Consider the following 14,870-nt stretch of genomic DNA (forward strand, 5'->3'; position numbering starts at 1 on the left):
CCCTTTACCGAAATTCGGAAATATCGTACACCTCGCTCATCCCGGCTCATCCTGAGGGGCGATCGCGTCGTCGTCTTGATCGCGAGCCGGGCTTGCGGTGGACGCGGCAGCGTCGGGCGCGAAAGGTGCGGGCAGGGAGGGTAGTCCCCGGTGAGCTCGCGGCCGCGCGCGGACGAACGGCGCTGCTAGGTCTCGTCTCGTCTTGCAAGTTTCCGGCGCTGTCGACGGTGCCAGGGAAAACTGCGGCGAAATGGCGGGCCGTGCGTACTGCAAAACCGTGTGGTCCTGGCCGTCGTTGCTACGGTCAAGCTCTTGCGGATGCGGCTCTCGCGTCAACCGGCGCGCGTGCCGGTGAATTCCGCGAGGCGCGAGGGAGGCCAGAAGGAACTCGGCTCCCGGGAGAGCGCGGCATAAGCCGTCCGACCATCGCGCAGGGAAGGCCGAGTGATCGGCACCACCTGTATGCTGCTGTGCGGTTCTTTCTGCGTGTGCATTTCGCGCAGCGGACCGCGGGTGCGATGTCAGCACCCGGCCTTCCCTGTGCCCTCTTGGCTCAAGAGGGTGGAGTGACCAGGCAAAACTCGGGCGAATTCAGCCGCGAGAACGCGGAGCTGCGTCCCGCATTTTGGAATTCGAGGCTGATTGGCGAATGGCAAGTGTGGCTGGGGTGACCGCGGCACGCCGCCGCATCTGCGTGATGTTGATGCCCCGCTCCGAGCTTGGGCAACCGACGGCTCTGTGATCACCATCACAGGCGCGGCCGCCTTTCCTGTCTATACTGCGGCTCGGAGGCAGGGTGGCGACCATGCGGAATCGGATTGCACTGGTTTTCAGTTTCTTTTTTTTCACTTCTCTGGCAGCCGCTGATCCTGCGGCCGCAGACGATCGGACCATCTGCGCGCAGCGCGGCCATGACGACCGCATCGCCGCGTGCTCGCGGCTGATCGCAAAGAGCGGCGGGCGCGACGCCGTGGCGTTCGACAATCGCGGTGCCGAATATGGCGACAAGGGCGACTACGATCGCGCCATCTCCGATTTCAGCGAGGCCATCCGCATCGATCCGAAATACGCGCTTGCCTGGCAGCATCGCGGCGCCGCCCTGCTTCGCCGGAACGAGGTGGATCGGGCCATCGCCGACCTGACCCAGTCGATCCGGCTCGATGCAAACAATCTGAACGCCTTGAACGACCGCGGCATGGCCTATGCCGCAGCAGGTGATTCCGAGCGCGCGCTTTCGGATTACAACGCAGCGATCCGCATCAATCCGAGGTTCAAGTTCGCCTACTTCAATCGAGGGCGGCTCTATGCCGGCAAGGGCGACCACACCCGGGCGATCGCCGAATACTCCGAGGTCATTCGCATTGACCCGACCTACGGCTATGCGTTCAACAATCGCGGACTGTCCTATCGGGACACCGGCCAGTCCGAGCGTGCCGTGGCCGATTTCAGCGAGGCGATCCGGCTTTTGCCGAGGACGACGCTGGCCTACAACAACCGCGGCGACATCCATCTCCTTCAGGGCAGGTACGATCAAGCCCTCGCCGATTTCAATGAGTCGCTGCGCAATGATCCGCAACATCAGAGCGCGCTGGTAAACCGCGGAATGGTGTTCGAGAAGCTGGGCGAGGTCGCAAAGGCCCGCGCCGACTTCAACGCAGCTCTGGCTGCCCCGCAGAAGTACGACAGCGCGAAATGGGCGATGGACAAGGCGCGCGAACGCCTCGCCGCGCTGGACGATACGTCCATCAAGACCGTTCCCGCCACCACCACGTCGGTCATCGCGTTGCCGGGACCGTCAAGCAGAAATGACAGGCGCATCGCGCTCGTGGTCGGAAACTCCGCTTATGAGAATGTCGCAGCGCTCGCCAATCCAGCGCGTGATGCGGCGCTCGTCGCCGAAACGCTCAAGCTCACCGGATTCGATTCCGTCACGCTGCTGACCGATCTGCGCAAGGATGCGTTGACCGCGGCGCTGCGCGACTTTGCAAGGCAGGCGGAAATCGCCGACTGGGCAATGGTATATTACGCCGGTCACGGCATGGAGGTCGGCGGCGTCAACTACCTGATCCCGATCGACGCGAAGATCGCCTCCGACCGCGACGTCAGCTTCGAAGCCGTGGCGCTGGACCAGGTGTTGAACGCGGCGGAACGCGCCAAGCGGCTGCGCCTCATCGTCCTCGATGCCTGCCGCGACAATCCCTTCGCCAACCAGATGAAGCGCACCCTGACGCTGGCGTCGCGTTCGGTGTCGCGCGGCCTTGCGGCGATCGAGCCCGAGGCGGGCACGCTGGTGGTGTATGCCGCAAAGGACGGAGAGATGGCGCTCGACGGAGAGGGCAGGAACAGCCCGTTCGCCACGGCGTTCGTCAACAACATGCGCAAGCCCGGTCTCGAGGTGCGCCGGCTGTTCGACGTCGTGCGTGACGACGTCATGGAGGCGACCAATCGTGCACAAAAGCCGTTCAGCTACGGATCGGTCTCGGGCCGGCAGGATTTTTACTTCGTTGCCGGGAAATGAGACGCAAGGCTTTGGCTGTCGCGCCGGCCAAAATTCACGGTATTGAGCCGAATTTCGGAATATCGTACACCCCGCCCATCCCGGCTCATCCTTGCGCGGACGAACGGCGCTGCTAGGTCGCCTGCAATGAGTGGCGCCTGTCGGAGGCATGTTGCCCCCTGGTCCATCGGCGCAAGGGCCCTGTCCGCGGGTCACGCATCGTGCCCGACAATCGGACTTGCGACATGGTGACATTTTCGGCCGCTCACGCCGGCCACGCCTGTCCACCGCCGTCGATCCGCAACACCTGGCCCGAGACGAAGGCACCCATGGGTCCTGCAAAAAACTCGACCACGCGCGCGACCTCGTCGACGGTGGCGATGCGGTCGAGCGTCCCGGTCTCGACCATCCGGTTGGGGTCGACCGCTCGGGTGCCAAGAAATCGGCCGGTGCGGGTGTCACCGGGCGCGATGCAGTTGACGGCGATGTCGTAGGCACGGAGCTGGTCGGCAAGACAACGCGTGTAATGCGTCACGCCGGCCTTCGCCACCGCATAGATCGAGCCGTTGGTGCGGCCCTTGAAGGCGGCGACCGAGCCGAGCGTGACGATGCGGCCGCGCCGCCGCTCCATCATGCCCTTCGCGACCGCCTGGCAGGTCAGGATGGTCGAGAGCAGGTTCCGCTCCAGCACGGCCCGTATGTCGGCTTCCTTGATGTTCACGGCATCGTTCGGATCGGGCTTGCCACCCGCAGCCGCGATATCGCCGCCCGCATTGTGCACGAGGATGTCGATCGGACCGAGAGCGGCCTCGGTTTCGGCAATCACCCGCGAGATATCGTTGGTCCTGGTGAGATCGCCAAGCACGCGCACGGTGCTCACGCCGAATTCTCGGCTGATCTCCGCGGCAACGGCAATGAGCGTGGTGCCCTCGCCATATTCGGCCGGTCCGTTCTCGCGCATGCCGTGTATCGCGACGCTGGCACCGAGCGCGGCGAGCTTTTCCGCAAAGGCGCGGCCGAGCCCTCGCCCTGCGCCGGTCACCAGGGCCACCTGCCCAGCCAAAATCCTCGTCCTGTCAGGCGATGCCATGATCCTCTTCCTGCTATGAAATGTCACTCCGCTGCGACATTGAAGCCGATCGCCAGCGCTTGCACCAGGCACATCGGCGCCACCCGCGTGCGGAGCACCGGCTTGGGCATGTCCTGGATCTTGAAGACGGCGCTGGCGCCCTCGATGGCACGCGTTCGCACAGAGACACTGCCGGACGGCGAATTTCATCCGGTTTGGGCATTTAGCTTACCTCTATTTGGCCGCTCCTCGAGTTGGGCGCCGGACGGGCTGGAACTCGTGGGCGTGATGGTCGTTTGCTTGGCCGGGGCAGCAGTAACGATCGGGGAGAGCACGTGAACCGACGCCAGCTTGTTCAAGGGTCGGCAGTGCTGCCGGCGTTGCTGCTTGCTTCCCGATGCAGTCTGGCCGCCCCTTCGGATGACATGTTCGGGCCGTCCACCGTGAGGGACCTGGCGCGGAGGCTGGCGGGCAAGCCCTACGAGGCGCCGGACGAGAAGCTCCCGGGCGGATTGAAGGACCTGGACTACGATCAGTATCGTTCGATCCGATTTTTGCCCGAGCGGGCGCTCTGGCGCGGCAAGAATCTTCCGTTCGAAGCGCAGTTTTTCCACCGCGGCTTCTTCTACAAGAACAGAGTGAACATCTTCGAGGTCGCGGACGGAAAGGCATCCGAGCTCAAGTACCGCAAGGCGGACTTCTCCTTCGGCGAGAAGGTCCCGCCGTTCGAGGACAGCGATCTCGGGTTCGCGGGCTTCCGCATCCATGCGCCGATGAACCGTCCCGACTATTACGACGAGGTCTGCGTCTTCCTCGGGGCGAGCTATTTCCGCGCCGTGGCCAAGGGGCAGACGTACGGGCTCTCCGCCCGGGGACTTTCGATCGATACGGGCGAAGCCAAGGGCGAGGAATTTCCGCTGTTCAAGGCCTTCTGGCTCGAGCGGCCGGCGCCGGGTGCGACCTCGTTGGTGATTCATGCTCTGCTCGACAGCAAGAGCTGCGCCGCGAGCTACCGGTTCACGGTGCGCCCCGGGGACACGACGGTCTTCGACGTCGAGATGTCGGTCTACCCGCGCGTCGAGATGCCGCGCGCCGGTCTCGCGCCCATGACCAGCATGTTCTTTTATGGTCCGAACGACCGCAACGACATCGACGATTTCCGCCCCTCCGTCCACGATTCCGATGGCCTTGCGATCTTCAACGGGAAGGGCGAAAGCCTCTGGCGGCCGCTCAGCAATCCCCGCGATCTCCAGATCAGCACCTTCCAGGATCTCAATCCGCGTGGCTTCGGGCTGATGCAGCGGGAGAGAAACTTCTTCGCCTACCAGGACATCGAATCCAGTTTCGAAAAACGCCCAAGCCTCTGGATGGAGCCGATCGGCGATTGGGGCGAGGGCGGCGTCGTGCTGTTCGAGATCCCGACCAAGGAGGAGATCCACGACAACATTGCCGCATTCTGGCGCCCGAAAAGCCCGCTCCAGGCCAAGGGCGAACACAACTACACCTATCGGCTGCATTGGGGGCCAGATAGCCCGAAGCCGCATTCGCTGGCCAGATTCACGCGAAGCGGGATAGGAGCGAGGGGCGGAGATGCGCGCCTGTTCGTGCTCGATCTGCATGGCGACAACCTCAAGGGCGTCGATCCTGCCGGTGTCAAAGGCGTGGTGACGGCGGAGAAGTCCGAGGTGAAGAACATCGTCACGCAGCCCAATCCCTACACCGGTGGCTGGCGGCTCAGCTTCCAGTGCCGGGTCAAAGGCGAACCGATCGAGCTGCGGGCATTTCTGGCAGAAGGCGACAAGCCCTTGTCGGAAATCTGGGTCTACCGATGGGCACCCTGAGCACTGCACCGCGGCCGATTGCCGGCGATATCGCGACCCAGCGCCTGCTGCCGACGGAGGCCCCCCTTCCGATGGCTCCTGGCGACCTCGGAAAAAGCCTGGTAGCGGACCGTATTCCTGCGCCGGTTGCCCCCGCAATGGCCTGGCGGCGCGGCCTCATCCTGCTCTCGACGGCGGCGCTCACGGCGGCCGGCGGATATGAGATGTATCGCGTGCTGCAGGTCGGCGGCGTCACCATCCTTGAAGCCATGGTGCTGGCGCTGTTCCTGGTCCTGCTCGCCTGGGTCGCCTTCTCGTTCGCCTCCGCGCTGGCCGGCTTCTTCGTGCTGCTGGCCCATCGTCCAGGCGCCCTCGCGCCAGAGGCGGAGTTGCCTGCGATCGCAAGCCGCACCGCCATGCTGCTTCCCACCTACAATGAAGATCCGCACCGATTGACGGCGCGGCTTCGCGCGATCATCGAATCCCTGGAGACGACCTCCCAAGGAAGGCTGTTCGACTGGTACGTTCTGAGCGACAGCACCTATCCCGACATCTGGGTCGCCGAGGAAAAAGCGCTCCTCGTGCTGCGACAAGCCGTCGGAACGCCCAGGCTGTACTATCGCCATCGAGCCGACAACACGGCTCGGAAAGCCGGCAACATCTCCGAGTGGATCACGCGGTTCGGCGGCGCCTACGACTTCATGATCGTGCTCGACGCCGACAGTCTCATGAGCGGGCAGACCATCGTCCGACTGGTCCATGCCATGGAGAGCAATCCGAGCGCCGGCCTCGTCCAGACGCTCCCCATGGTCGTCAACGCGCGAAGCCTGTTCAGCCGGGTCCAGCAATTCGCGGGCCGCCTCTACGGACCGATGATCGCCGCCGGCGTCGCCTGGTGGCACGGCTCGGAAGGTAATTACTGGGGCCACAACGCGATCATCCGGGTGAAGGCGTTCGCGGAATCGGCTGCGCTGCCGCAGTTGCGCGGGCGCAAGCCATTCGGCGGGCACATCCTGAGCCACGATTTCGTCGAGGCTGCGTTGATGCGGCGGGCCGGGTGGGGCATCTACATGCTGCCGACGCTCGGCGGGAGCTACGAAGAGGTGCCGCCTTCGCTGCTCGATTTTGCGGCGCGCGACCGACGCTGGTGTCAGGGCAATCTTCAGCATCTGGCTGTCGTGCCAGCGCGGGGCCTCCACTGGGTATCGCGTGTCCATTTCATGGTGGGCATAGGAGCGTACCTGACGGCGCCGCTGTGGCTGCTGTTCCTGCTGCTGGGAATGCTGATCTCGCTGCAGGCCCGCTTCGTGCGGCCAGAGTATTTTCCGAAGGGGTTCTCGTTGTTTCCGACCTGGCCGGCCCAGGATCCCGTGCTCGCCATCTGGGTGTTCGTCGCCACCATGGGGTTGCTGCTGTTGCCGAAGCTGCTCAGCCTGGTCCTCGTTTGGATGCGGGGCTCGGTGAGACGCCAGTTCGGCGGCGCGTTGCGTGCTTCGGCCGGAGTTCTCGCAGAGATCGTCGTGTCCGCGCTGATGGCGCCGGTGATGATGATCTTTCAGTCGATCGCCGTCGTCGAGATTCTGGCCGGCCGCGATGCCGGCTGGCAGACCCAGAGGCGCGACGACGGCACGGTGGAGCGCCGTGAACTCTATCGGAAGTACGGCATTCCAACCCTGTGCGGCGTTGCGATGGCCGCAAGCGCGTACGCGGTTTCGGTGCCCCTTCTGCTTTGGATGTCGCCGGTCATCGTTGGGCTGCTGTTCGCCGTTCCCATAGGCGCGCTGACCGCCATGCCCGCCTTCGGAAGATTGTTTGTTACTCCCGAAGAACGAGAGCCGCCTTCCGTGCTGCGGCGAGCGAACGAACTCAGCGCGTCGGCAGACGTAGGGGGCAGCCCCGCCTTGGTGGAGCTGCGCCAAGACCCCGCGCTCCTGGCCTTCCACCTCGCGCAGTTGCTGCCTCCTCGCGCCACCAGGCCCGACACGGTCGACGCCAACCTGGCGGTCGGCCGTGCCAAGGTCGATGCAAGCGAAACTTTCGAGGAGGCCGCAGAGCATCTATCCTCGCGAGAAATCTTCTCGATCTTGAACGACGGTCCGGCGCTTTCCAGCGTGTTGCAGAAGCGATGAAGCTGCGGCCTGGATCTGTCCTGCGGCCGTTTGAAGCTTTTCTCGTTGCATAGTCCGGTATTGCTCTCTCCCTTGATGGCCGGCATCCTCGAACCAAGTGCGCGGAAAGCGCCCAAAAACGTCCAAGGAAGGAAGCACGCGATGAAGATGATCAAAGGGCCTGCGATATTCCTCGCTCAGTTCGCTGGCGATGCGGCGCCGTTCAATTCGCTCGATGCCATATGCGGATGGGCCGCCTCGCTTGGCTACAAGGGAATCCAGATTCCGAGTTGGGATGGGCGGCTCTTCGACCTGAACAAAGCCTCGGAGTCTCAGACCTATGCCGACGAGGTGAAGGGTGTTGCGGCTCGGCACGGGCTTTCCATCACCGAGCTTTCGACCCATCTGCAAGGCCAGCTCGTCGCCGTTCACCCGGCCTATGATGCGGCGTTCGACGGCTTCGCCGCGCCGGACGTGCGTGGCAATTCCAAGGCCCGCACGGAATGGGCCGTCGATCAGGTCAAGCGCGCCATCCTGGCGTCCCGGCGGCTCGGGCTGACGGCCCAGGCAACGTTTTCCGGCGCGCTTGCCTGGCCCTATGTCTATCCCTGGCCGCAGCGCCCCGCCGGCCTGATCGAGACCGCCTTCGACGAACTCGCCAGGCGCTGGCGGCCGATCCTCGACTATGCCGACGAGCACGGTGTCGATCTCGCCTATGAGATCCATCCTGGCGAGGACCTCCACGACGGTGTCTCCTACGAAATGTTTCTCGAGCGGGTGAACAATCATCCGCGCGCGAACCTGCTCTACGATCCCTCGCACTTCGTGCTGCAACAGCTCGACTATCTCGACTACATCGACATCTACCACCAGCGCATTAAGGCGTTTCACGTCAAGGACGCCGAATTCAATCCGACCGGTCGCCAGGGCGTCTATGGCGGTTTCCAGAGCTGGGTCGACCGTGCCGGCCGCTTCCGCTCACTCGGCGACGGTCAGGTCGATTTCGGCGCCATTTTCTCCAAGCTCACGCAATACGATTACGACAGCTGGGCGGTGCTCGAGTGGGAGTGTGCCCTGAAACATCCCGAGCAAGGCGCGGCCGAGGGCGCCGAGTTCATCCGAAACCATATCATCCGGGTGACGGAGAAAGCCTTCGACGATTTCGCAGGCAGCGGCGCTGACGCGGCTGCCAACCGCAAGATGCTCGGCATCTCCTAAAAAAAAGAGGGTGCAACATGGCGATCGAAGCAAGCAACGAAACCGGCGGCCATCGTCGTATCCGGCTCGGGATGGTCGGCGGTGGCCAGGGCGCCTTCATTGGTGCCGTCCACCGCATTGCCGCGCGCATCGACGACCAGTTCGAGCTGGTCGCCGGCGCGCTCGCGTCGGATCCGGTTCGCGCCAAGACGTCCGCAAAGGAGCTCGGTATCGCCGACGGCCGGGCCTATGGCTCGTTCGAGGAGATGGCGCGGGCTGAAGCGGCGAGGGCGGATGGCATCGAGGCGGTCTCGATCGTGACGCCCAACCACATGCACCGCCCGGTTGCGAAAGCTTTCCTCGAAGCCGGCATCCACGTCATCTGCGACAAGCCGCTGACGACCACCGTTGCGGACGCCGAGGAACTGGTGGCGCTGGTCAGGAAGACCGGCAGGATCTTCGCCGTCACGCACAATTACACCGGCTATCCCATGGTCCGGCAGGCGCGCGCCATGGTCGCGAATGGCGATCTCGGCGAGATCCGTCTCGTCAAGGTCGAGTATCTGCAGGATTGGCTGACCGAGCCATTGGAAACCACCGGCCAGAAGCAGGCGGCGTGGCGCACCGACCCGTCCCGGTCCGGCGCCGGCGGGTGCATCGGCGACATCGGCACCCATGCTTACAATCTTGCCTGCTTCGTCAGCGGGCTCGAGCTCGACGAATTGCTCGCCCAATTGTCGATCTTCGTCGAGGGGCGGCCGCTCGACGATGATGTCCAGATCCTCCTGAAGTGGAAGGGCGGCGCCAAGGGCATGCTGTGGGCGAGTCAGGTTGCCGTCGGCAACGAGAACGGGCTCACGCTGCGCGTCTACGGCAGCAAAGGCGGCCTCGAATGGGCGCAGGAGAATCCGAACCATCTCTGGTTCACACCCTACGGCAAGCCCAGGCAGCTCCTGACCCGCGGCGGAGCCGGCGCAATGGGCGAGGCCGCCCGCGTTAGCCGCATCCCATCAGGCCACCCTGAGGGCTACCTTGAAGGCTTCGCAACGATCTATGCCGAGGCGGCGCGCGCCATCCGCGCGGCAGCGGCCGGTGAAAAGCCGCATCCCGATGTCGTCTTCCCGACGGTCGAGGATGGCCTCGCCGGCGTGAAGTTGATCGAGGCTGCGGTGAAGTCGTCCGCGGGTAATGGCGTCTGGGTTCGGATGACGTAAGGCGGTCGCGAAGCCGCGGAACCCGTTGTCGACGGATCTGCTCTATATGGATGCAATCATGACCCATGACTTCGCTTTGTCGAGTACCGTCGAGTGGGACAACTTGCACGGCATTCGGTGCGTCACGTCATGCGACAGCTTGCGGCGTCCGGCGTCCGCACGAAAGATGCATCAAATGCGAGCAATTGTGGCGCCTGCAATTTGCATGCTGACTATGGGCTACCTCACACATCTGAAATTTCCGCTCTCACAAATTGCTGACGCGGAGCCAAGGCGAGTTCCATTGCTTTGTCTAACCTAGATTGTATGGTGCCCGTAAGAGCATCCGGTCTGATCGACGATGTGCGGCCAATCGGCGCTGTCCGTGTCCTAGTGATCATGATCATAAGAAGAATGTTCGCCCCTGGATAGAATGAGGGACAGAAGACAATGACCGAAGGAAAAGGACAATGTCGCTGCTCCAGATCAATCTCTTCGGCGGTGTCGAGGTCGTGTGTGCGACCGGCGAGTCGGTGTTGATCCCCAGTCGCAAGGCTGCAACTCTCCTGGGCTACGTGGCGCTCAGTTCCCCTCGCGCCATTTCGCGCGGCAAGCTCGCGACGCTGTTGTGGGACGGTCATTTCGGCGATCGCGCGCGCGCCAGTCTTCGACAAGCCCTGCTCACGTTGCGGCGTGAGCTGCCGCGATATTCGGATGTGATTCTGGCCGATCGCGATGATATACGCATCTGTCCGAACAGCATCAGCACCGATGTCGGGGAATTCGAGCGGCTTTTGACGGGAGGGGATCCCGAACGTCTGGCCCGCGCGGCGGTGCTTTATCGCGGCGACCTTCTCGAGGGCATCGGCTCGACTTCATGCCAATTCGAGGCCTGGCTGTCTGCCGAGCGCCAGCGACTGCGGACCCAGGCGATGCGGGCGCTTGCGGGCCTGCTCGACTCCGGCGGGCGCGAACACATGGATATCGCGATCGCACTCGCGCTACGGATCCTCGCAATCGACCCGTTGCAGGAAGAGATCCATCGCATCTTGATGCGCTGTTACGCGCAGCAAGGCCGCCGGACCGATGCGCTCCGTCAGTACGATCTCTGCCGCTCCGTACTGTGGCGCGAGGTTCGCGCAGCGCCGGAGCGAGAGACGGAACGGCTGCAGCTCGAAATCCGGCACACGTTCCGAGCCGCTGTGAGATCTACTTCACTCAAATTGCCTCGCGATAAGAATTCTGACGCAACTTTCACGCTCGACGTGACGCCTGCATCACGATCCCTGTCGTAGCCTTCAGCCGCTCGCACAATCGTGCGCAGTGATCCCGCCTCCCTGTGGGGAGCGCGTGTCGCTCACGGCTCAAGCACTTCATCAGGAGATTTTGAACATGACTGGATTTCAGCAACAGACTGAGGACTACGGCCAATTGGACCCGCAGGGGATCTTCGGCTCGATCCTCGGCGGCGCGGCCGGACGCGTTATCGGCAACCTGCTCGGCGGCAAGAAGGGGAAGCAGATCGGCGGCGCGATCGGCAACATCGGTGGTGGCTTCCTGCCGTTCTCGGCCGGTCCGGACATGCAAGGTACCGTGCAGGTCTCCGACATGGAGTTGCAGGGCTTCTGGAGCGTGCTGAAGAAGATCGGCCAGGGCGTGCAGACCGGCGTGAATGTCGGCAAGCAGCTCGGCGTGTTCAGCGCCCAGCCTGGCCTGGAGCCCGCGGCGGCGCAGGTTTCCGACATGGAGCTGCAGAGCTTCTGGAGCGTGCTGAAGAAGATCGGTCAGGGCGTGCAGACCGGCGTGAATGTCGGCAAGCAGCTTGGCGTGTTCAGCGCCCAGCCCGGCTTGGAGCCCGCCGCGGCGCAGGTTTCCGACATCGAGCTGCAGAGCTTCTGGAGCGTGCTGAAGAAGATCGGCCAGGGTGCCCAGACCGGCCTCGATATCGGTCGCCAGCTCGGCGTGTTCAGTGCCGGCCCCGGCGGTCAGCCTGCCGCGGCGCAAGTCTCCGACATGGAGCTGCAGAGCTTCTGGAGCGTGCTGAAGAAGATCGGCCAGGGCGTGCAGACCGGCTTGGACGTCGGCAAGCAGCTCGGCGTGTTCAGCACCCAGCCCGGCCTGCAGCCCGCGGCGGCGGAGGTCTCCGACATGGAGCTGCAGGGCTTCTGGAGCGTGCTGAAGAAGATCGGGCAGGGCGTGCAGACCGGCTTGGATGTGGGCAAGCAGCTCGGCGTGTTCAGCGCCCAGCCCGGCCTGCAACCCGCGGCGGCGCAAGTCTCCGACATGGAGCTGCAGAGCTTCTGGAGCGTGCTGAAGAAGATCGGCCAGGGCGTGCAGACCGGCTTGGATGTCGGCAAGCAGCTCGGCGTGTTCAGCGCCCAGCCCGGCCTGCAGCCCGCGGCGGCGCAGGTCTCCGACATCGAGCTGCAGGGCTTCTGGAGCGTGCTGAAGAAGATCGGCCAGGGCGCCCAGACCGGCCTCGATATCGGCCGTCAGCTCGGAGTCTTCAACGCCGGCCAGCCCGCTGGCACGATGCACTAGACCCAACGCGTGGGGGCGGGCGCAAGCCCGCCCTCTGCGCTTAGACGTGAATGGAAACCAGATGGCCGATTCAACCGCGTCGCAGCAATTCATCGTGCAGGGAGGCCCGGTCCAATCCGGTGAGCTCAACGAACACTTGCAGCGTGAACCCGGCGTGAAGCGAGTCGCGCAAGTCGCACCCGATGTCGTCATCTTGTCGATGACGACCACACAGGCCGATCGCCTGAAATCGACGTTTGCCACGCTGGTGGTCGAACCGGATTCAGCGCTGAAGCCATTCGATGCCGACTGACGTCGGTGGGCAAACATTGGACACGCAAAACATCAAGGAGGCCGCAGATGGCCACGAAAGGCAAATCAGGAACTTCCACGCAGGGCGAGCACGACGCGACCGAAGCCGCGATGAACGGCAACGGGTCCGTTCCGGACCAGGGCACCGCTCCATCATCGTCACGGGGGCAGGAGCCCGCAACGATCGCAGCGCGCCCGGCGCAATTCATGATCGCGCCGCAGCAGCAGCCCGGGCTTGCGACCTTCAGCGTCGATTTCCTGACTCAGCAGCTCAGCAACAGTCCCGACATCGAAGTGGTGAAAACGGTCTCTCCGCCGCGCCTGTTCGGATTTCAGAGCGCAGAGCTCGGACAAGTGCCGCTCAGCCCGCTGGTCCTCGCCAAGATGACTCCTGACAAGGCCAAGTTGCTGCAGACCCAGGCGGGACAGCGTTGCGCGGTGGAGCGCGACGAGCGGCTGAGCTACATGCTCGATCCGACCACGCCGCAGCTGCCCAATCCGGGGGTGCTGACACCGCTGGCCGACGGCTTCACGACCACGATCGAAGTGCTGGGCCAGGATGGTCCGCTGCCTGAAGCCGAGGTTTATGTGTTCGGCAGCATGTGGCCGGCCCAAGGCATCACCGACGCCACCGGCCGCGCCACAGTGACCCTGCAAGGCGAAAGACCCGAGACCATCCGCTCGATCCTGGTCAAACCGAAGATCGACTACTGGACCTTCTGGCTCGATCGTCCGCAGCTCGTTCCTAACAGCGTCAACCGGATCGTTGTAAGGGCGCTCGGCGCGGTGTTGCGGAATTTCCCCGGCCAGCAATTGATGGGATGGGGTGAGCGCGCGATGGGCCTTGATCGTCTGCCTCCGTCCTTCGATGGCGCCGGCATGAAGATCGCAGTCATCGATTCCGGCCTGGCGCCGACCCATCGCAATCTGCACGGCATCACGGCAGGCACCAGTATCGTCGGGACCGACAAGGCGGCCTGGACCGTCGATACGATCGGCCACGGATCGCATTGCGCTGGAATCATCGCTGGCGGACCCGTCGGCGCCGGTGGCGGCATCCGCGGCTTCGCTCCCGCGGCGGAAATCCACGTCTGCCGCATCTTCCCCGGCGGCCGGTTCAGCGATCTCGTCTCCGCGCTCGATTACTGCATGGAGCATGGCATCGATGTTGCCAATATGAGCCTGGGCGGCGGCGAGCCTTCGCGCATTATCGAGGAACGCATCATCCGGGCCAAGCAAATGGGTATGGCCTGCATCATCGCCGCGGGCAATTCCTCGGGGCCGGTGCAGTTTCCCGCGTCGACGCCGCATTGCCTGGCGGTTGCCGCGATCGGCAAGTGGGGCGAATTCCCCAACGACAGCTATCATTCGCAGCAGGCCCTCGACGGCTTCCAGAGCCGCGACGGATATTTTCCGGCAAAGTTCTCCTGCTTCGGTCCGGAGGTCGACGTCTGCGCGCCTGGTGTGGCGATCGTCTCGTCGCTTCCCGCCGATGGCTTCGGAGCATGGGACGGCACCTCGATGGCGACTCCCCATGTCACGGGCCTGGCCGCGCTGGTGCTGGCGCATCATCCAGACTTCACCAAAGGCAACTTTCAGAATCGCGACGCACGCCGTGTCGAGCGGCTGTTCCAAATTCTGAAGGAAACCGCGACGCCGCTGCAGTTTGGCGACCCAAATCGGACCGGCGCGGGATTGCCGAACGTGATGCGGGCACTCGGCCTGGAAACCGGCGTCGCCCCGGTGATCGCCGCCGCTACCGATCCTGCGCTGGCAACGTTGCGGCGTCTGCTTGGATTGCAGTCGGTCGAAGCGCCGAGCATGGTTCCCGTGGGGTCGCCGCCGCCGTCCGCCGATCCCGTGCACGGCAGTGCGATCCACGTGGCGCGCGGTCCGGCACAAACGGCGGCCGCAATGAATCTGCAGTCCGTCGATCCGATCAAGAACGGATCGAGCTCCGTCGCTCACGGTCCCGCACAGACCGCAGGCGCGGCAGTCGCGCCCATGATGGTGGATCCGAATCCGGCGCAGATCCGGGAAATCATGCACAGGGTGGGATTGCTCTAACGCGCGTCCTTGGCATCTCAGAAAGGGGCACAGCAGCAGCTGTGCCCCGAGTGCCGACTGCCTTGAGGCAATTGCTGCGGCCGCTCG

Annotated in this window: 11 protein-coding genes; 9 read left to right on the plus strand and 2 right to left on the minus strand. The window is 64.1% G+C overall.

What is annotated here, in order from left to right; translation table 11 throughout:
* Window positions 1-805: 805 nt before the first annotated feature.
* Window positions 806-2,518 (plus strand): tetratricopeptide repeat protein, encoded by a 1,713-nt coding sequence (locus I6F09_RS21060; protein WP_225188950.1) that lies wholly within the window; start codon window positions 806-808, stop codon window positions 2,516-2,518.
* A 244-nt stretch (window positions 2,519-2,762) separates the two neighbouring features.
* Here I6F09_RS21060 and I6F09_RS21065 read toward each other — a convergent pair whose 3' ends face one another.
* Window positions 2,763-3,587, minus strand: coding sequence for an SDR family NAD(P)-dependent oxidoreductase (locus I6F09_RS21065; RefSeq protein ID WP_225188951.1), 825 nt, complete (start codon window positions 3,585-3,587; stop codon window positions 2,763-2,765).
* Between the two features lie 23 nt (window positions 3,588-3,610).
* A complete protein-coding gene (locus I6F09_RS21070) occupies window positions 3,611-3,748 on the minus strand; it encodes a hypothetical protein (protein ID WP_157785121.1) in 138 nt (45 codons plus the stop codon).
* Between the two features lie 153 nt (window positions 3,749-3,901).
* Here I6F09_RS21070 and I6F09_RS21075 point away from each other — a divergent pair, with 153 nt between their 5' ends.
* The 8 genes from I6F09_RS21075 (at window position 3,902) to I6F09_RS21110 (ending at window position 14,783) form a co-directional block, all read left to right on the plus strand.
* Window positions 3,902-5,407 carry a glucan biosynthesis protein G gene (locus I6F09_RS21075; protein WP_225188952.1) on the plus strand — a complete coding sequence of 502 codons (1,506 nt, stop codon included), beginning with the start codon at window positions 3,902-3,904 and terminating at the stop codon, window positions 5,405-5,407.
* Window positions 5,395-7,515, plus strand: coding sequence for a glucans biosynthesis glucosyltransferase MdoH (gene mdoH, locus I6F09_RS21080; protein WP_225189044.1), 2,121 nt, complete (start codon window positions 5,395-5,397; stop codon window positions 7,513-7,515). Before I6F09_RS21075 ends, mdoH begins: the two co-directional genes overlap by 13 nt.
* Before the next feature lie 141 nt (window positions 7,516-7,656).
* Window positions 7,657-8,712 (plus strand): sugar phosphate isomerase/epimerase family protein, encoded by a 1,056-nt coding sequence (locus tag I6F09_RS21085; RefSeq protein WP_225188953.1) that lies wholly within the window; start codon window positions 7,657-7,659, stop codon window positions 8,710-8,712.
* Between the two features lie 17 nt (window positions 8,713-8,729).
* Complete coding sequence (locus tag I6F09_RS21090) at window positions 8,730-9,905, plus strand: Gfo/Idh/MocA family oxidoreductase (protein WP_225188954.1); 1,176 nt, start codon at window positions 8,730-8,732, stop codon at window positions 9,903-9,905.
* A gap of 449 nt (window positions 9,906-10,354) precedes the next feature.
* Window positions 10,355-11,179, plus strand: a complete 825-nt coding sequence (locus I6F09_RS21095; RefSeq protein WP_050996197.1) for a BTAD domain-containing putative transcriptional regulator — start codon at window positions 10,355-10,357, stop codon at window positions 11,177-11,179.
* A gap of 97 nt (window positions 11,180-11,276) precedes the next feature.
* Window positions 11,277-12,425 carry a hypothetical protein gene (locus I6F09_RS21100; protein ID WP_225188955.1) on the plus strand — a complete coding sequence of 383 codons (1,149 nt, stop codon included), beginning with the start codon at window positions 11,277-11,279 and terminating at the stop codon, window positions 12,423-12,425.
* Window positions 12,426-12,486: 61 nt separating this feature from the next.
* Window positions 12,487-12,717 carry a hypothetical protein gene (locus tag I6F09_RS21105; RefSeq protein WP_036006916.1) on the plus strand — a complete coding sequence of 77 codons (231 nt, stop codon included), beginning with the start codon at window positions 12,487-12,489 and terminating at the stop codon, window positions 12,715-12,717.
* A gap of 47 nt (window positions 12,718-12,764) precedes the next feature.
* Window positions 12,765-14,783 carry a S8 family serine peptidase gene (locus tag I6F09_RS21110; protein WP_225188956.1) on the plus strand — a complete coding sequence of 673 codons (2,019 nt, stop codon included), beginning with the start codon at window positions 12,765-12,767 and terminating at the stop codon, window positions 14,781-14,783.
* Window positions 14,784-14,870 lie beyond the last annotated feature (87 nt).

This window comes from Bradyrhizobium sp. IC3195 (genome assembly GCF_020193585.1).
Taxonomy (GTDB): Bacteria; Pseudomonadota; Alphaproteobacteria; order Rhizobiales; family Xanthobacteraceae; genus Bradyrhizobium; species Bradyrhizobium yuanmingense.